The organism is Ensifer sp. (assembly GCF_035999185.1).
Taxonomy (GTDB): domain Bacteria; phylum Pseudomonadota; class Alphaproteobacteria; order Rhizobiales; family Rhizobiaceae; genus Ensifer.
This window is the reverse complement of sequence record NZ_DASYHB010000118.1, coordinates 1-18,527: the sequence shown is the minus strand read 5'-3', so window position 1 is coordinate 18,527 and position 18,527 is coordinate 1. Positions and strand designations below refer to the sequence as shown.

The window sequence follows — 18,527 nt, the reverse complement described above, 5'->3', positions numbered from 1 at the left end:
AAACGGAAAAGCTCAATAGCATTTGCCGGGGTTCTCTCCTAGTGGTAAAGAAAATGAACCAATTGATGCGCGGCGGGAGGGCCTGATGGCGGAGACGATCGGTTTTCTGCAGCCGAAACAGTCGGTTATCGCCCGGCGTCGCGAGATCGTGGCCGACCTCGCCGACCTGTTGCCAGAGGCCTGCCTGATCAGCGACGAGCGCGGGCTGAAGCCGTTTGAGACCGACGCCTTCATCGCCTATCGCCGCATGCCGCTCGCCGTCGCCTTGCCGGAAACGACTGAGCAGGTCGCAGCCGTCCTCAAATATTGCAGCCGTTATGGCGTTCCCGTCGTGCCGCGCGGTGCCGGAACCTCTTTGTCGGGCGGTGCCATTCCGCAGGAGGATGCCGTCGTCATCGGCCTTTCGAAGATGTCGCGCATTCTCGACATCGACCTCTTCAATCGCACGGCGACGGTCCAGGCCGGCGTCACCAATCTCAACATTTCCGAGGCGGTTTCCCCTGACGGGTTCTTCTATGCGCCCGATCCGAGTTCGCAGCTTGCTTGCACGATCGGCGGCAACATCGGCATGAATTCCGGCGGTGCCCACTGCCTGAAATACGGCGTTACCACCAACAATCTGCTTGGCGTGAAGATGGTGCTTCACGACGGCACCGTTGTCGAACTCGGTGGCAAGGCTCTGGATGCGGCCGGATACGATCTGCTCGGGCTCGTGTGCGGGTCCGAAGGCCAGCTCGGCATCGTCACCGAGGCGACGGTCCGGCTGATCGCCAAGCCCGAGGGCGCACGGCCCGTGCTCTTCGGCTTTGCCTCGTCTGAGGCCGCCGGTGCCTGCGTCGCCGACGTCATCGGCTCCGGCATCATCCCGGTCGCGATGGAATTCATGGACAAGCCGGCGATCGAGATCTGCGAGGCGTTTGCCCATGCCGGTTACCCGCTTGATGTCGAGGCCCTGCTGATCGTCGAGGTCGAAGGATCCGAACAGGAGATGGATGCGATGCTCGCCAGCATCGTTGCGGTCGCACGCCGCCACGGGGTCGCGACGATCAAGGAATGCCAGAGCGCGATGGAAGCGGCAGCGATCTGGAAGGGGCGCAAGTCCGCCTTCGGCGCGACCGGCCGCATCGCCGACTACATCTGCATGGACGGCACCGTGCCGCTCGGCCAGCTCTCGCATGTGCTGCGCCGCACCGGCGAAATCGTCGCGAGCTACGGCCTGCGCGTCGCCAATGTCTTTCATGCCGGCGACGGCAACATGCATCCGCTGATCCTCTACAACATCAACGATCCCGAGGACGCCGCGCGCGCCGAGGCCGCAGGCAACGATATTCTCAAGCTCTGCGTCGACGCCGGCGGGTGCCTGACCGGCGAACACGGCGTTGGCATCGAAAAGCGGGACCTCATGCTGCATCAGTATACACAGGCAGACCTCGACCAGCAGATGGCGGCGCGCGCCGCCTTCGATCCGCAATGGATCCTGAACCCGTCCAAGGTCTTTCCGCTCGAAGGACGTCCGGCCGCATGATCGTGCATTTCGAACCGGCGAGTGAAGAGGGGATTGCGACCGTCGTTCGTGCCATGGCCGCCGACCGGGCTTCGCTCGCGGTGATTGGCGGCAACACGCGTGCCGGCCTTGGCAATCCGGTGCGTGCCGACCGGGTCCTCTCCACCCGTCGCCTGTCCGGCATCGTCAGCTACAATCCGGCCGAGATGACAATGACGGCCCTTTCGGGCACGCCCATGCGGGAGATTGATGAGGCGCTGGCCGAAAATCGGCAGATGCTCGCCTTCGAACCGATGGATCATCGGCCGATCTTTGCGTCGTCGGGCGAGCCGACAATTGGCGGGGTATTTGCCGGCAATATCTCCGGCCCGAGGCGCTATGTGGCGGGTGCCGCCCGCGACAGCCTGCTCGGTGTGCGTTTCGTCAACGGTCGCGGCGAGGCGATCAAGGCCGGCGGCCGGGTGATGAAGAACGTCACCGGCCTGGACCTGGTCAAGCTGATTGCGGGCTCGCACGGCACGCTCGGCATCCTGACGGAGGTCACCTTCCGGGTGCTGCCGGTGCCACCGACGGCGCTCACCGTCGTCGTCTCCGGGCTGAACGATGCCGAAGCCGCCGCGGTGATGGCCGAGGCAATGGCGCAAACGACCGAAGTGTCCGGCGCCGCGCATCTGCCGGAAAGCGTGCGCGGACAGTTCATCGACAGGCAACTTCCCGACGGCGCCGCCACCGTTCTGAGGCTCGAGGGCCTGGAGGCGTCCGTGGCCCTCCGGGCAGACAAGCTCGAAAAAGCGCTCGCGCGTTTCGGCGCCGTGGCGCGCCTCGATGCCACAAGGTCTTCGAGACTCTGGGCTGAAATCCGCGATGTCAAACCCTATGCCGATGGCACGAAACGGCCGCTTTGGCGCGTCTCCGTCGCCCCGTCGCTCGGTCACCAGCTTGTGGCCGCGCTCCGGCTACAGACGGGCGTCGATGCCTTCTACGACTGGCAGGGCGGTCTCGTCTGGCTGCGCATGGAGGCGGATCCCGAAGTCGAACTCGTGCGCCGCTACATCAAGGTTCTCGGTGGCGGGCATGCCACGTTGGTCCGGGCGGACGACAGCTACCGCACCGCCATTCCAGCGTTTGAACCACAACCCTTGGCCGTGGCACAATTGAGCGAGCGCGTCCGCGCGATGTTCGATCCGCACCGGATCTTCAATCCGGGCCGCATGGCCGCGATCTCCTGAGACGCGCGGAACAAGGGAGGTACTGATGAGTGACAATGGTCCGCAGACACCGTTTTCCCGAGAAACCGACCGTTGGCTGGAGCCGGGCAAGATCAATATTCAGGTGATCTATGTGCTTTACCTGGTGGGCTTCGCGGTCGGCATCACCGCCATCATCGGCGTGGTGATTGCCTATCTCAACCGCGGCAAGGGTGCGCCCTGGGTGCAGACCCATTATATCTGGGCGATCCGGACGTTCTGGATCGCCCTGCTGTTCGGCGTTATCTCCACGCTGCTCACGGTTCTGCTGATCGGCATTCTCGGCTTCGTCGCCACCGCCGTGTGGATCGTCGTGCGCTGCGTCGTCGGTTTGCAACGGGCGGCACGCCAGGAACCGATCACCAACCCTGAGAGCTGGATGGTCTAGCTATTTGATTGCTGCTGCGGCGTCCTTGCGGCCCGCACAGATCCGGAAAGTGGAGTTCGCATTTGCAGACCAATTTTACGCCAGAACAGCTCGCCGATCCGCATGTGGCCGAATCCGAGGCTATTCTGCGCAAATGCGTGCATTGCGGATTCTGCACCGCGACCTGTCCCACCTATGTCACGCTCGGCGACGAACTCGACAGCCCGCGCGGGCGCATCTATCTCATCAAGGACATGCTGGAAAACGGCCGGGCGGCCGACAAGGAAACGGTCACTCACATCGACCGGTGCCTGTCCTGCCTTGCCTGCACCACCACCTGTCCCTCCGGCGTCGACTACATGCACCTCGTCGACCATGCGCGTGTCCATATCGAGAAAACCTACAGGCGCCCCTTCAGCGAACGCCTTGTGCGTTCGGTGCTGGCCGCGGTTCTGCCCTATCCCCAGCGTTTCCGGCTGTCGCTGAAGGCGGCTGGCATCGCTCGGCCCTTGGCCGGACTTTTCAAGAGCGTTGCGCTTCTGAAGACCTTTGGCGTCATGCTCGATCTTGCTCCAAGGGTCGTGCCGGAACCTTCGGCGTCGGCTGAACCCGGTGTCCATGCACCCAAGGACAAGCGCGTCGGTCGCGTGGCGCTCCTGAGCGGCTGCGCCCAGCCGGTGCTGAAGCCGGAGATCAACGAGGCGACGATCAGGCTTCTGACACGGTTCGGCATCGAGGTGGTCGTTTCGCCAGGCGAAGGCTGTTGCGGAGCCCTGGTGCACCATATGGGACGCGAGAACCAGGCGCTCGATGCCGCGAGGCGCAACGTCGATGCCTGGCTGAGGGTTGCCGACGAGGGTGGTCTCGACGCCATCGTCATCACCGCGTCGGGCTGTGGAACGACGATCAAGGACTATGGCCACATGCTGCGGCTTGATCCTGCCTATTCCGAGAAGGCGGCGCGGGTCTCCGCACTGGCAAAGGATATCACCGAGTATCTGGCGACGCTCGACCTGCCGGAGCAGGCGGCGAGGGGCATGACGCTCGCCTATCACTCCGCCTGCTCGATGCAGCACGGCCAGAAGATCACAATGGCGCCGAAACAGTTGCTCAAACGCGCCGGCTTCGTCGTCCGTGATCCGGCAGAAGGGCATCTCTGTTGCGGTTCGGCCGGGACTTACAACATCCTGCAGCCGGAAATCTCGGCGAAGCTGAAGGCGCGCAAGGTCAGGAATATCGAAGCGACCAAAGCGGATGCGATCGCGACCGGCAACATCGGCTGCATCACGCAGATCGCAAGCGGCACCGCCGTTCCGATCCTGCATACGGTCGAGCTTTTGGATTGGGCCTATGGCGGCGCAAAGCCTCAGGGCCTCTGACCCCATGAGAAAGGCCGGCCTCGCGCTTCGCGAAGCCGGCCTCGTCAATTCAAGTCGCCTTGTCGGCGACCGTCAGCCGCCGAAAATCTGACGGAAGATGTCGACGCCGCGGTCGTCGTAATAGGTGTCGCCCGCCTTGCTGCCAGGGCCGATGACGATCACCTTGGTGCCGACGTCGGCCCGATCGTAGAGATGCTCGACATCATCGTTCATCATGCGGATGCAGCCAGACGACATGTTCTGGCCGATCGTCCAGGGCTGGTTGGTGCCGTGGATGCGGAAGATCGTGTCGCGGCCGCCCTTATAGAGATACATGGCGCGGGCGCCGAGCGGGTTGTCGATGCCGCCTTCCTGCGTCACCGGCAGGATGCGGCCCTTGGCGGCCTCGCGGCGGCGCATTTCCGCCGGCGGCGTCCATGTCGGCCATTCGGCCTTGCGGCCAACCTTGACGACGCCCGACCAGCCGAAGCCGTCGCGGCCGACGCCGATGCCGTAGCGTGTCGCGCGGTTCGGGCCGTCGATGTAGTAGAGAAACTTGTTGTTGGTATCGACGATGATCGTGCCGGGGGCCTCGTCGGTGCGGAAGCGAACCTTGGTGCGCCAGAATTGTTTTGCCGGCTTTTTCTGCGTGGCCACGAGGACGACGTCGGACGACTTGACCTTCGGGGCCGCGCTCTGCGCTGGCGTAAACGCCGAGGCACTGGCGGCGGCAAGAATAGCGCTGGTCGCAATGGCGATCGCGACCAATTTGCTGGCATGACGCTTCATATATGATTCCCTCTCAACCCTCGTTACCGGCAGGCTATGCAAAAAGCTTTCAAGTTCAAGCCCGCGATACATCCGGTAGATCAAACGTGATCGCCGAATTTGTATCTCTTCCAGCCGCTGTTGCCTGAAGATCACGCTTCGGCAACAGCAACACGTTCGTGGATCGGGGAATATTCTGTGCTCTGCTCCAATTATATGACGATAACCTTGGTTCCCACCTTCACGCGCTCGTAGAGGTCGACAACGTCTTCGTTGCGCATGCGGATGCAACCGGAAGAAACCGCATAGCCGATCGTCCAGGGCGCATTGGTGCCGTGGATGCGGTAGAGCGTCGAGCCGAGATACATGGCGCGCGCGCCCAGCGGATTTTCCGGGCCGCCGTCCATGCGCGCCGGCAGATAGTGACCCTTGGCGGCCTCGCGGCTGATCATTTCCTGCGGCGGCGTCCAGGTCGGCCACTCGGCCTTGCGCGTCACCTTGTGGGCGCCGGCCCATTCGAAGCCCGGCTTGCCGACGCCGACGCCATAGCGCCGTGCCTCGCCATTGCCGGTCACCAGGTAGAGAAAGCGGTTGTTGGTGTCGATGACGATCGTGCCCGCCTTTTCCTTGCTCTCATAGGCCACCGTCTGCGGCAGGAATTGCGGGTCGAACCTTGATTTGACCGGCCGCTGGGCGGCACGTGTGGCGTTGGCCGGCTGGAACAGCGGGTTGACCGCGCGACGCTTGACCTGTGGTTTGCCGACCTGAGCCTGCGGCTTGGCGACCTGAGCCTGCGGGTAGAACTGTTTTCGGGTGGCCTGCGGAATCTGCTGCCGGTAGATCACCTGCCGCGTTCCGGGCTGCTGGCCGCCAAGCTGCATCACCCAGGGGGCGGTGAGGTCGGGGCTGACGACGACGGGCGGCCGGTTCTGGTACCGATCCTGTGCCGCGGCCGGACCGGCGACAAGGGTCAGAAGGGATGCGGCTAGAAGAAGAGATTTATTCAACATCGGACGGACTCGCTACCTTTCGCCGAAATGCATCAAGGGGGCGCAGACGGCCGAAGAACGGGACGCTCGAACGGGACATGCGCCTTGGCAATGGCGCGATCGTGTCATCTTCGGGGCGACCGAATGGTAAACGCCGCTTCATTAAAAGGCGACGGCGCCGATAAAGCTTTGGGTAGGGTTATCCGCCGCTTTAGGAATCTGGTTTGCAAATGGTAAAGGCAATGAAATGAGCAGCATGGGGCGAGGGAAACGATGACGGCCAAGGGCATAGTGACGGGCGATGACGGACTTTTGCGCTGCGCCTGGCAGGGCAATCTCGACGATTATCGCCGCTACCACGACGAGGAATGGGGACGTCCGGTTACCGACGATCGCCGGCTCTTTGAAAAGATCTGCCTTGAAGGTTTTCAGTCAGGCCTGTCCTGGTTGACGATCCTGCGCAAGCGCGAGGCGTTCCGCGCCGCTTTCGCCGGCTTTGATTTCGACAAAGTCGCGACGTTCGAGGATGCGGATATCGAGCGCTGCCTTGCCGACACGGGCATCGTGCGCCACCGCGGCAAGATCGTCTCGACCATCAACAATGCGCACCGCGCGCAGGAACTGCGCCGCGAGTTCGGTTCGCTGGCCAGCTACTTCTGGTCATATGAGCCGGGGGTGGCGGAGCGCCCGCCCGTTGTGACCTATGAGGCGATCGTCGCCAACCCGACGACGCCGACCTCGACGCGGATTTCCAAGGACCTGAAAAAGCGCGGCTGGACCTTCGTCGGCCCGACGACGATCTACGCCTTCATGCAGGCCATGGGTCTCGTCAACGATCACATTGAGGGCTGCCACTGCCGTGCGGTGGTGGAGGAGATGCGCGCCAAGGTCCCAAGGCCCAAGCCGCGGACGGCCTGATCGTAGCGATTGCCTGTCCGGCTCCCGACGTGCGGCCTGCAACCTCGGTCGTTCGTCATTGTCGTCGTTTGGTTCCTCGCCCGACGGCTGGTGAAACAGTTTTGATCAGGCGCAGAGTTTCGCGCGCTCGCGCTGAAAGGCAAAGACGCCCTGCAGCCGGCTTTCTCCGGTTGACGCATCAAGGACCGATCGGCCAACGCAAAAGTGCTGGGCCGATCGCGAAGCGGGCGCGCAGGCGATGGCGGTGAAGCAGAACGCTGCCGAAGAGGCGGTCGCCTGCTCGAGGATGTCGAGGAGGGTGGTGCGATCCTTGCGTTCGTAGGCGTGCATGAGATCGATGACGCCGCAGGAATGGGCGGGCACGCCGAGCAGCATGGCGGTCGTTCGACCAAGGTGAAAGACGCCGCTGGCGAGGTCGCAGTGCCAGGGGTCGACGATGTAGTCCGTCTCCTCAAGGTGTCGCATCCATTTGGCGTGTGCCCCCGGGTGCCCGAGTTGGATGGCGCCTGAGCCAGGTGTCATGAACGTCAGCATGATGCCCTTTCCCTCGTTGTGCGCTGGCGAGCTAGCGCCGCGGAAGCCGGCAGCGCCGCCGGGACGATCGTTGATCGTCGGTTGGATCGAAACGGTACCGATGATGCGATCGATAAACTTTTGGTGATTATGTGTGGGGTAATGCGCCTTGTGGTTGAGGTCAAGTCCTTTGGTCGATCACATGCGTTGCGGACCGGCGTCGCCCGGTGCCAGTTCCCTTGGTATCGAACGGTGCCGCAATGCCGCTGTGCATTGGCCGAGAGCGCGCTTTGCGCGGTGCAAACCCTTGCCGCACCTTAACTGATCCGATAGGGAAAGCAGCCAACACGCTGACAGCCGGAATGCTCAAATGACCGAGAAACAAAAGAAACCGCAGAAGCTCAAGGCCCGCCTGCCGCGCGGCTTTGTCGATCGCTCCGCCGCCGATATCCGTGCGACCGACGAAATGATCGGCAAGATCCGGGCGGTCTACGAGCATTATGGTTTCGATCCGGTCGAAACACCGCTGTTCGAATATACCGACGCGCTCGGCAAGTTCCTGCCCGACAGCGACCGTCCGAACGAGGGCGTGTTCTCGCTGACGGATGACGACGACCAGTGGATGTCGCTGCGCTACGACCTGACGGCGCCGCTTGCCCGTCACGTTGCCGAGAACTTCAACGAGATCCAGCTGCCGTTCCGCACCTATCGTGCCGGCTACGTCTTCCGCAACGAGAAGCCGGGCCCCGGCCGCTTCCGTCAGTTCATGCAGTTCGACGCCGACACCGTTGGCGCCGCCGGCGTCCAGGCGGATGCCGAAATGTGCATGATGATGGCCGACACGATGGAAGCGCTCGGCATCGCGCGCGGCGACTACGTCATCCGCGTCAATAACCGCAAGGTGCTCGACGGCGTCATGGAAGCGATCGGTCTTGGCGGCGAGGACAAGGCCAACGCCCGCCTGACGGTGCTGCGCGCCATCGACAAGCTCGACAAGTTCGGCACGGAAGGCGTGCGGCTGCTTCTCGGCGAAGGCCGCAAGGACGAAAGCGGCGACTTCACCAAGGGTGCAGGCCTCAATGGCGAGCAGATCGACAAGGTCCTGTTCTTCGTCGGTATCCAGAACTATGCCGAAAGTGCCGACGAACTGGCAGCGCTCGTTTCGGGCACTGCCAGGGGCGGCGAGGGCGTCCAGGAACTCAACACCATCCGAAGCCTGGTGTTAAGCGCCGGCTATGAAGCCGACCGCATCAAGATCGACCCTTCGGTCGTGCGCGGTCTTGAATACTATACCGGCCCGGTGTTCGAGGCCGAGCTGCAGTTTGCCGTCACCAACGAGAAGGGCGAAAAGGTCGTCTTCGGTTCGGTCGGCGGCGGTGGTCGTTATGACGGCCTCGTCTCGCGCTTCATGGGCCAGCCGGTGCCGGCTACCGGCTTCTCGATCGGCGTCTCCCGTCTGATGACGGCGCTGAAGAACCTCGGCAAGCTCGGCGCTTCGGACGTCATTGCCCCTGTCGTCGTCTGCGTCATGGACCGCGACATCGAGAGCATGGGCCACTACCAGCGTTTCGTGCAGCAGCTGCGCCATGCCGGCATCCGCGCCGAAATGTACCAGGGCAACAAGAAGAATTTTGGCGACCAGCTGAAATATGCCGACCGCCGCGGCTCGCCGCTGGCGATCATCCAGGGCGGCGATGAGCGCGCTGGCGGTCTCGTGCAGATCAAGGATCTGATCGAGGGCAAGCGCCTGTCGGGCGAGATCGAGGACAATGCGGCCTGGCGCGAGGCGCGCGTGGCCCAGGTTTCCGTGCCGACGGCCGAGTTGGTGGAGAAGGTACGCGAGATGCTGGCGGCGCAGGCCGAGGACCGGGCAAGGGGCTGACGACCATGGCCCTCATCAACCTGCCTGCCTTCTCCGATGCGCTGCTGGCCGACTTCGAAAGCCTTGGCGCGCTGCGCGTCGATACGCCGGTGATCCAGCCGGCCGAGCCTTTCCTTGCCATGGCTGGTGAGGATCTGCGGCGCCGTATCTTCATGACCGAGAGCGAGACTGGCGAGAGCCTGTGCCTGCGCCCGGAATTCACCATTCCCGTCTGTCTGCGCCACATCGAGGCGGTGACCGGCACGCCGAAGCGCTATGCCTATCTCGGCGAAGTCTTCCGCCAGCGCCGCGAAGGCGGCAACGAGTTCTATCAGGCCGGCATCGAGGATCTCGGGGACACCGATATCGCCACCGCCGATGCGCGTATCGTTGGCGATGCCATGCGCGTCGTCGCCAACCGCTTGCCCGGCCGCGCGCTCAGCGTGACGCTGGGCGATCAGGCGGTGTTTGAGGCGGTTGTCGGCGCCTGTGGCTTGCCGGCCGGCTGGCAGAAGCGGTTGATCCACGCCTTCGGCGACCAGAAGCACCTGCAGAAACTTTTGACCGAGCTCGCGCATCCGCGCACGGTCGGTGTCTTCGGCCCCGAAGTGGTCCGCCTGTCGATGGATGGCCTGCTTGAGGACGAGGCTGCTCTCGTTGCTCATGTCGCCGAAACGATGGAAGCGACCGGCTACTCCACCAATGCCAGCCGCTCGCCGCAGGACATCGCCCGGCGGCTGAAGGAGAAGATGGAGCTCGCAAACACGCGGCTCGATCGGCGGACGCTCGATCTCGTCGGCGAGTTTCTGGCGCTCGACGTTTCGCTTGCCGACGCTCCGGCGGCGCTCTTTGCCTTCGCGCAAAAATCCGGCCTGAAGCTCGACGAGGCGCTGGCGCGCTTCGATGCCCGCGTTGCAGCCCTTTCCAAGGCGGGCGCAGACATCGGCGCCATCCGCTATCGCGCCGCATTCGGTCGTCCGCTCGACTATTACACCGGCCTCGTCTTCGAGGTCCAAATCGCCGGCACGCATGCCGTTCTGGCAGGCGGAGGGCGTTTCGACCGCCTTCTGACGCTGCTCGGCGCCCGCGAGCACATCCCCGCCGTCGGCTTCTCGCTCTGGCTCGACCGCATCGAAAAGGCGATTGCCTCTGAAGGAGGCGTCCAATGACCATCACCATCGCGCTGCCGTCCAAGGGGCGGATGAAGGACGACGCCTCGGCGATCTTTGAACGCGCCGGCATGAAGATCGTCGCCGTCGGCAACGACCGTTCCTACCGTGGCCGGGTCGACGGCATGGACGACGTCGAGATCGCGTTCCTCTCGGCCTCTGAGATTTCGCGGGAACTTGGCAATGGTTCGATTGATTTCGGCGTTACCGGCGAAGATCTGGTGCGCGAGGGGCTTGCGAACGCGGATGCCCGCGTCGAATTCTGCGCCCGTCTCGGCTTCGGCCATGCCGACGTCGTGGTTGCCGTGCCGGAGATCTGGTACGACGTCGACACCATGGCGGACCTCGGTGACGTCGCAGCCGACTTTCGCGCCCGCCACGGCCGGCGCCTCGCGATCGCCACCAAATACTGGCGGCTGACCCAGAACCACTTCTCGGGCAGCCATGGCATCCAGCTCTACCGCATCGTCGAGAGCCTCGGCGCAACCGAGGGTGCCCCGGCATCGGGCTCGGCTGACATCATCGTCGACATCACCTCGACCGGTTCGACGCTCAAGGCCAACCACCTGAAGATCCTGACCGACGGTGTGATCCTGCGCTCCGAAGCCTGTCTGGTGCGGGCGCGCAAGGCAAGCCACGACGGCGACCCGATCGTGGCCCGGATCATTTCTTCGGTTCGCGGCGCACTCTGACGCATGACATTGGGCGGGTGCTGCAACGAGGCATCCTCTCATTGGCACCGAGCGCCATAAAATTACGGTAGGGCCCTCACAAAGCGCGGCCTCCGCTCCTATGTAAGTCGCGCAGACGGCCTCCCAACCGTCCCGCCGTTTCATTCCGAGGAGACCTGCATGGCCGATCTTTCCACCTTCCCGATCACCAGGCGCTGGCCGGCGAAAAACCCGGACATCATCCAGCTGTATTCGCTGCCGACGCCGAACGGCGTGAAGGTTTCGATCGCGCTCGAGGAATTGGGCCTGCCATACGAGGCGCACCGCATCGCCTTCGATACCAACGATCAGAAATCGCCGGAATTCGTCTCGCTCAATCCGAACGGCCGCATCCCCGCGATCATCGATCCGAACGGTCCGGACGGAAAGCCGATCGGCCTGTTCGAATCCGGCGCGATCCTCATCTATCTGGCGGAAAAGACCGGCAAGCTTCTGCCCGCCGATCCGATCCGCCGTTACGAGACCATCAGCTGGGTCATGTTCCAGATGGGCGGTGTCGGGCCGATGCTTGGCCAGTTCGGCCACTTCTTCAAGTTCGCCGCCGACAAGGTCGCCAACAATTCCTATCCGGTCGAGCGCTACCGCGACGAAGCAAAGCGCCTGCTCGGGGTGCTCGAAGCCCGTCTTGAGGGGCGGCAATGGTTGATGGGCGACGAGTACACGATCGCCGACATCGCAACTTACCCCTGGGTCGAGGGCGCCCGCCGGTTCTATGGCGGCGCCGATGTTCTTGAGTACAAGAGCTTTCCGAACGTGATGGCCTGGGTCGAGCGCGGTCTCGCCCGCCCTGCGGCTCTAAAGGGCATGGAAGTGCCGCGCAAGGAATAGCAGTGGCTGTTGTCCTGTGCCTGAGTTGACGAAGCTCGGGCGCAAGGCTAGGCCTTGCTGTACAGACGAATAAAAGCAGGTGAGAAGCGTGTCGGGAAAGCTCGTTGTTGTCGGTGGCGGTCAGGCCGCCTTTGCTCTGGTTGCGAAGCTCCGTGCGCTGAAGGATGAGCGATCGATCACCATCGTCGCCTCCGAAGCGAGCCTGCCGTATCAACGACCGCCACTTTCGAAAAAATATCTCCTGCGGGAGATGAGCCTTGACCGGCTGCTCTATCGCCCCGAGGCCTGGTACGGCGAGCACAATGTCGACATGCGCCTCGGCACGGCCGTGACAGGTCTTGACCGGGCGTCCAAGCGCGTGACGCTCAGCGATGGGGCGTCACTCGAATACGACGTGCTTGCCTTTGCGACCGGCGCCACACCGCGTCGACTGCCCGCCTCCGTCGGCGGCGATCTCGATGGCGTCTACGTCGTGCGCGATTTCAGGGATGCCGATCGCCTCGCCGACGAGATGAAAGCCGGACGTCGTGCTCTGGTCGTCGGCGGCGGCTACATCGGCCTTGAGGCGGCGGCCGTGGCCCGCACGTGCGGCCTCGACGTCACGGTCATCGAAATGGCCGACCGTATCCTCCAGCGTGTCGCCTCCTCGGCAACGTCGGGCATCGTCCGCGGCATTCACAGCGCCCGCGGCGTCGATATCCGCGAGGGTACCGGCCTCAAACGCCTCGTCGGCGAAAATGGTCGCGTCACCGCAGCGGAGCTCTCCGACGGCTCTACCCTGCCGGTCGATGTCGTGATCGTCGGCATCGGCGTCACCGCCAATGATCGCCTGGCGCACGACGCCGGCCTTGAGACGGCGGGCGGCATCGTTGTCGACGCCTACGGGCGAACCGCCGATCCGGTGGTTTTCGCCATGGGCGATTGCGCCGTTCTTCCCTTCGAGGATCTGCGCATCCGGCTGGAATCGGTGCAGAACGCCGTCGACCAGGCCGAGGCGGTTGCAGCGATCCTTGCCGGCAGCGACGCCCCTTACGATCCGAAACCCTGGTTCTGGTCGGACCAGTACGACGTCAAGCTTCAGATCGCCGGCTTCGGTCTCGGTCACGACGAAACGATCGTCAGGCCGGGACAACGCGAAGGCAGCGTGTCCGTCTGGTACTTCAGGCAGGGACGCTTCGTCGCCGTGGATGCGGTCAACGATGCCAAGGCCTATGTTACCGGCAAGAAGATGCTCGAAACCGGGGTCAATCCCGATCGCTCGGCCATTGCCGATCCCCAGTCCGACCTCAAGGCGCTGCTGTCACAGTCCTAAGCGCAGGACCACGCCTGGCAGCGCTTTGACGCGCGCTGCAACTTGAAGGCGGCGGGACTTCAAAATTCATTAACGACGAAACTACTGTCTTGCCGAGCAATTGCCCGGCAGGGCCTCGATTTATCATTTCCTTAAATCACCTGGCGCCAACACAGGCAGCTTAAGTGGAGGCGAGAGGTCTCGTTTCCTGGCGGTTTTGATTTAGGCGATTGGCGATGTTCAAGGTTCTTACATGCCTGGTGGTCGAGCATAATCCCAAGCTGGTCGTTTTGGCCGCGCTCGTCTGCTTCCTTTCAAGCTATGGCGCCGTAACGCTTTTGCAGCGGGCCCGCGGTTCCTCGGGCAAGGCAAAGGCGATCTGGGCGACAGCTGCCGGCATCGCCAGCGGCTTCGGCATCTGGGCCACCCACTTCATCGCCATGCTTGCTTATGATCCCGGCGTTGTTCTCGGCTATCAGATGGACCTGACCGGGCTGTCGCTTGCCGTCGCGATCATCCTGACCACGACGGCGCTGCTGATTGCTACGCATGTGCAGGGGCGCCTCGGCTGGATTGCCGGCGGCTTCGTTCTCGGTGGAGGCGTCGCCTGCATGCACTTTCTCGGCATGGCGGCGCTCGATGTCCCGGGCAGCATTCGCTGGGACGCGACGCTGGTCGTGACCTCGATTGTCGCCGGCTCGCTGTTCGATATCGCCGCACTTCGCACGATCGGCCGCGTCGCTGGCCCGTTGAAAGCGAAGATGATCGCAACGCTGCTGATGACGCTCGGCATCGTCGCGCTGCATTTCACCGCGATGGGGGCCGTAACCATCGAAGCCGATCTGCTCGCACCGGCGCACGAAGGCATGATCCAGCCACACCTGCTCGCCTTCGTCATTGCCGGGACCGCGTTCTTCCTTCTATCGATGGTGCTGATCGCCGCCGGCTTTGCCCATCATGCAGAGCTTTCCGCCGCCGCCGCCGAGCGGGAGTTCGCTCGCTTTGTGCGCAGCGTCAAGGACTACGCAATTTACATGCTGGACGCGGACGGCCGTGTCGCCAGCTGGAACGCCGGCGCCGAAGCCAACAAGGGCTATCGGGGCGAGGAGATCATCGGTGAGAACTTCGCCTGCTTCTATTCCGAGGAGGATCAGAGGGACGGCGTGCCGCAAAAGGCGCTCGAAGTGGCGCTTGGCAATGGCAAGTTCGAGACCGAAGGTTGGCGCTACCGCAAGGACGGCTCCCGCTTCTGGGCGCACGTGGTCATCGATCCGTTCCTCGACGAGCAAGGCCAGCACGCGGGTTTCATCAAGATCGTCAAGGACATCACCAAGGCGAAGATGGATGCCGAGCGCATCGCCGAAGTCAGCAACAACCTCGACGTCGCGTTGGAAAACATGTCGCAGGGCATTTGCCTGTTCGACGCCGACGACCGGCTGCTGCTTTCGAACCGGCGTTGCCGCGAAATCTTCGGGTTTTCCGAGACGCTTGCCGGCCAGGGCCTGACCTTCCGCGAGATCCTGGATATCGTCTTTGCCCGCATTTACACCGATCAGGAGGTTGCGCGCGCCAAGTCCGCGGAACTCTATCAGAAGCACCGGATCGAAATGGTTGGCAAGGGCGGTGGCGATATCGTCGAGAAGCTTGCCAACGGCCGCTCGATCCTGACCAAGCATCGCACGCTTCCGGACGGCGGCTGGGTCAGCACCTACGAGGACATCACCGAGCGGCTCGACACCGAGGAGCAGATCACCTTCCTCGCACGCCATGACAGCCTCACCGGCCTGCCGAACCGCTTGCAGTTCAGCAGTTACCTGGAAGAAGAGCTGGATGCGGCCGCATGGTTCAACCGCAAGGTCGCCGTCATCGGCATCGACCTCAACAAGTTCAAGGAAGTCAACGACCTGCATGGCCACGCCGCCGGCGATTTCGTGCTGGTGACGATTGCCCAGCGCATGAAGGGCCTGCTGCAGGAAGGCGAGTTCGTGGCCCGTTTCGGCGGCGACGAGTTCGCTGCTGTCAAGCGTTTCGAGGAGCTTTCCGAGCTCAACGACTTCCTGCGCCGCATCGAAAAGAGCCTGCACGAGGAAATGCGCTTCGGCGACTTCGAGCTCAAGTCCGGCGGCAGTATGGGCGTTGCCATCTATCCGCAGGACGCCGAAACGGCAGACACGCTGATCAACAACGCCGACCTTGCCATGTACCGGGCGAAAGCGGCGCTCAACCAGACGGTCTGCTTCTACGAAGTGTCGATGGACGAGGCGGCACGCCAGCGCCGCGCGCTTGCCAACGACCTCTGGGACGCCATCGATAAGAAGCAGCTGGCGCTGCATTATCAGGTGCAGAAATCGGTGATGTCCGGCGACGTCATCGGCTACGAAGTGTTGTTGCGCTGGAGCCATCCCGAGCGCGGCATGGTGCCGCCCAGCGAGTTCATTCCGCTTGCCGAGGAATGCGGCGCCATTCTTCCGATCGGCGAATGGGTTCTGCGCGAAGCCTGCCGCGAGGCGGCGGGCTGGGAAAGCAGCCACAAGATCGCCGTCAACCTCTCGCCGGTCCAGCTTGCCAACGGCGATATCGTCAGCCTCGTCCAGGACGTGCTCGCCCAGACGGGCCTTGATCCGAAGCGCCTGGAACTGGAAATCACGGAATCGACGATCATCGACGACAAGGAACGCGCGTTGCTGACGCTGCGACAGATCAAGGAACTCGGCGTCACGATCGCGATCGACGATTTCGGCACCGGATACTCGTCGCTCGAAACGCTCCGTTCCTTCCCCTTCGACAAGATCAAACTCGACAAGAGCTTCATGTGGGAAGTGGAGGGCAGCCCGCAGGCCAAGGCGATCGTTCGCGCCATTCTGGCGCTCGGTCAGAGCCTGTCCGTGCCGGTCCTGGCCGAAGGCGTGGAGACGCAGAAGCAGCTCGATATCCTGCAGGCCGAGGGCTGCGACGAGGCACAAGGCTATCTGCTCGGCCGCCCGACCCCGGTTACGCTGCTGTTCAACGGCGGTGACGAAGCAGCGGCCGCCTGATCGCGGCTGCAGTTCGCCGGGTTACGGGACCGCCGCATAAACTCGATGTACGCTCGAAGGATTGCTGTGTCGCGATGTCTGTCGCGGCGCGCTCGACGGAGCCCTGCGCTATTGGCGCAGCGGCGTGCGGCCGGCAACATCCACCAGGAAACGCGGGAAGAAGAAGACGCCGAGGATCGTGCCGGAGTAGCGCTGCTCGAGGCCCGAGGATTCTCCAATGCAGAACAGGGGCTGTTTCTGGCCGGATTCTTCGAGCGCGATCGTTGTCGAAAAACAGAAGGACGAGCAGCTCGTTGCCGCCTGCTCGAAGAGCTCGAGCACGTGGTTGCGATCGGCCGGGTCGTAGCAGCGCACGAAGTTGAGAAGGCCGCATTCGCCGTCGCGCAGGCCATGGATGGCGGCTGCCTTTTCGCCAAGGCGAAACAGGCCGGTCGACAGGTCTCCCGACCAACCTTCCGAGACGCAAAACTGCTCCAGGAGTTCAGGATGCGGAAGCCCGGGATGTAACTGTCCCGGAGCGCCGGGGGCAACGGAATTTGCTCTCGTGATCTTGAACACGCTCTACCCCAGCAGAGTTCCCGGAACCCGTCTTTGACGGTCCAGGAAACACATCCCCATGTGCAAATCGCCCAACATGACCAATACGAAAGAGCGCGCCACGCAGCGTGGGCGTTTCTCAAGTAGAACGGTCGGAAGATAGTAATGATTCTCGCCAGCGAAATTATTTCGGAGGAGAGTGTCGGCTTAATTTGCGATTAAATACTTTTGTTCTTTTCGTCTGTTCGCGGAGAGATTCCGGACGGGCGGCCAATACAAACAGGCTCCGGCGTTTGGCCGCTTGCCTTTGGTCTGCCACCAGTCTCCCGTGAATCTCCGCTCACTTGGGGCGCTGTTATAGTTCGTTTTTTTTCGACTTCAACGTTTTTTTGAAGCCGCACTACAACCGTCGGGATTTTTCTGCGGAGAGATTGTCGAGATGCTCCGCTGGGCGCAAACGACGTTGATAAAAAACAAGAAAGGGCGACCCGAGGGCCGCCCTTCCGATCCGGATAGATCGTTAATGTGAAAGGCAATCGCCTTTATCACATCATGTCCATGCCGCCCGTTCAGCGCGCTTGACGCGCTGAACTGCTTTAAGTGCATGGGCGAAGCTTTATGAACGATGATGCGACTAAGGCTGGCGCCTTATCACATCATGTCCATGCCGCCCATGCCGCCCATGCCGCCCGGCATTGCCGGAGCGTCCTTCTTCGGCAGTTCGGCGATCATGGCTTCCGTCGTGACGAGGAGGCCAGCAACCGAAGCTGCGTCCTGAAGGGCGGTGCGAACGACCTTGACCGGGTCGACGATGCCCATGGCGATCATGTCGCCATATTCGCCGGTCTGGGCGTTGTAGCCGTAGTTGTCTTCGTTCTTGTCGAGGATCTTGCCGACAACGATCGAAGCTTCATCACCAGCGTTTTCAGCGATCTGGCGGGCCGGAGCCTGCAGAGCGCGACGAACGATGTTGATGCCGGCTTCCTGGTCTTCGTTGACGCCCTTGACCGAGATCTTGGAGGCCGAACGGAGCAGGGCAGTGCCGCCGCCCGGTACGATGCCTTCCTGAACGGCAGCGCGCGTCGCGTTGAGGGCGTCGTCGATGCGGTCCTTCTTTTCCTTCACTTCGACTTCCGTCGAGCCGCCGACGCGGATCACGGCAACGCCGCCAGCGAGCTTGGCAAGGCGTTCCTGCAGCTTTTCGCGGTCGTAGTCGGAGGTGGTGTCTTCGATCTGGGCCTTGATCTGGGCAACGCGGCCTTCGATGTCAGCCTTCTGGCCGGCGCCGTCGACGATCGTCGTGTTTTCCTTGGAGATCGAAACCTTCTTCGCACGGCCGAGCATGTCGAGCGTGACGTTTTCGAGCTTGATGCCGAGGTCTTCGGAGATCACGGTGCCGCCCGTCAGGATG

General features: G+C 62.9%; 16 protein-coding genes. 11 read left to right on the top strand and 5 right to left on the bottom strand.

Annotation, left to right across the window (positions count from 1 at the left end; all coding sequences use genetic code 11):
* Positions 1 to 85 precede the first annotated feature (85 nt).
* The 4 genes from VGO04_RS14755 (at position 86) to glcF (ending at position 4,497) form a co-directional block, all read left to right on the top strand.
* Positions 86 to 1,525 (top strand): FAD-linked oxidase C-terminal domain-containing protein, encoded by a 1,440-nt coding sequence (locus VGO04_RS14755; RefSeq protein ID WP_327496709.1) that lies wholly within the window; start codon positions 86 to 88, stop codon positions 1,523 to 1,525.
* Positions 1,522 to 2,733, top strand: a complete 1,212-nt coding sequence (glcE, locus tag VGO04_RS14750) for a glycolate oxidase subunit GlcE (RefSeq protein ID WP_327496708.1) — start codon at positions 1,522 to 1,524, stop codon at positions 2,731 to 2,733. Before VGO04_RS14755 ends, glcE begins: the two co-directional genes overlap by 4 nt.
* A 25-nt stretch (positions 2,734 to 2,758) precedes the next feature.
* Complete coding sequence (locus VGO04_RS14745; protein WP_327496707.1) at positions 2,759 to 3,139, top strand: DUF4870 family protein; 381 nt, start codon at positions 2,759 to 2,761, stop codon at positions 3,137 to 3,139.
* A gap of 62 nt (positions 3,140 to 3,201) precedes the next feature.
* Complete coding sequence (gene glcF / locus VGO04_RS14740; RefSeq protein ID WP_327496706.1) at positions 3,202 to 4,497, top strand: glycolate oxidase subunit GlcF; 1,296 nt, start codon at positions 3,202 to 3,204, stop codon at positions 4,495 to 4,497.
* A gap of 72 nt (positions 4,498 to 4,569) precedes the next feature.
* Here the strand turns inward: glcF and VGO04_RS14735 are convergent, their stop codons facing one another.
* Complete coding sequence (locus VGO04_RS14735; protein ID WP_327496705.1) at positions 4,570 to 5,265, bottom strand: L,D-transpeptidase; 696 nt, start codon at positions 5,263 to 5,265, stop codon at positions 4,570 to 4,572.
* A 191-nt stretch (positions 5,266 to 5,456) separates the two neighbouring features.
* Complete coding sequence (locus VGO04_RS14730; RefSeq protein ID WP_327496704.1) at positions 5,457 to 6,254, bottom strand: L,D-transpeptidase; 798 nt, start codon at positions 6,252 to 6,254, stop codon at positions 5,457 to 5,459.
* Between the two features lie 252 nt (positions 6,255 to 6,506).
* Here VGO04_RS14730 and VGO04_RS14725 point away from each other — a divergent pair, with 252 nt between their 5' ends.
* Positions 6,507 to 7,151, top strand: coding sequence for a DNA-3-methyladenine glycosylase I (locus VGO04_RS14725; protein WP_327496703.1), 645 nt, complete (start codon positions 6,507 to 6,509; stop codon positions 7,149 to 7,151).
* Positions 7,152 to 7,256: 105 nt separating this feature from the next.
* Here VGO04_RS14725 and VGO04_RS14720 read toward each other — a convergent pair whose 3' ends face one another.
* Positions 7,257 to 7,685 (bottom strand): hypothetical protein, encoded by a 429-nt coding sequence (locus VGO04_RS14720; protein ID WP_327496702.1) that lies wholly within the window; start codon positions 7,683 to 7,685, stop codon positions 7,257 to 7,259.
* A gap of 349 nt (positions 7,686 to 8,034) precedes the next feature.
* On the opposite strand from VGO04_RS14720, the gene hisS reads away from it, so the two are divergent.
* The 6 genes from hisS (at position 8,035) to VGO04_RS14690 (ending at position 16,579) form a co-directional block, all read left to right on the top strand.
* Positions 8,035 to 9,546: a histidine--tRNA ligase gene (gene hisS, locus VGO04_RS14715; RefSeq protein WP_327496701.1), complete on the top strand. Its 1,512-nt coding sequence runs from the start codon at positions 8,035 to 8,037 to the stop codon at positions 9,544 to 9,546.
* A gap of 5 nt (positions 9,547 to 9,551) precedes the next feature.
* Positions 9,552 to 10,694 (top strand): ATP phosphoribosyltransferase regulatory subunit, encoded by a 1,143-nt coding sequence (locus tag VGO04_RS14710; protein WP_327496700.1) that lies wholly within the window; start codon positions 9,552 to 9,554, stop codon positions 10,692 to 10,694.
* Entirely contained in the window at positions 10,691 to 11,386 is a 696-nt protein-coding gene (hisG, locus tag VGO04_RS14705; protein ID WP_327496699.1) for an ATP phosphoribosyltransferase, read from the top strand. Before VGO04_RS14710 ends, hisG begins: the two co-directional genes overlap by 4 nt.
* A gap of 159 nt (positions 11,387 to 11,545) precedes the next feature.
* Positions 11,546 to 12,253 (top strand): glutathione binding-like protein, encoded by a 708-nt coding sequence (locus tag VGO04_RS14700; protein ID WP_327496698.1) that lies wholly within the window; start codon positions 11,546 to 11,548, stop codon positions 12,251 to 12,253.
* Between the two features lie 88 nt (positions 12,254 to 12,341).
* Complete coding sequence (locus VGO04_RS14695) at positions 12,342 to 13,565, top strand: NAD(P)/FAD-dependent oxidoreductase (RefSeq protein ID WP_327496697.1); 1,224 nt, start codon at positions 12,342 to 12,344, stop codon at positions 13,563 to 13,565.
* 215 nt (positions 13,566 to 13,780) lie between these two features.
* Positions 13,781 to 16,579, top strand: coding sequence for a bifunctional diguanylate cyclase/phosphodiesterase (locus tag VGO04_RS14690; protein WP_327496696.1), 2,799 nt, complete (start codon positions 13,781 to 13,783; stop codon positions 16,577 to 16,579).
* A 108-nt stretch (positions 16,580 to 16,687) separates the two neighbouring features.
* Here VGO04_RS14690 and VGO04_RS14685 read toward each other — a convergent pair whose 3' ends face one another.
* Complete coding sequence (locus tag VGO04_RS14685; protein WP_414650544.1) at positions 16,688 to 17,137, bottom strand: hypothetical protein; 450 nt, start codon at positions 17,135 to 17,137, stop codon at positions 16,688 to 16,690.
* 630 nt (positions 17,138 to 17,767) lie between these two features.
* Positions 17,768 to 18,527 (bottom strand): chaperonin GroEL (gene groEL / locus VGO04_RS14680; protein WP_327496695.1); only part of this gene is annotated, 760 nt, incomplete at its 5' end.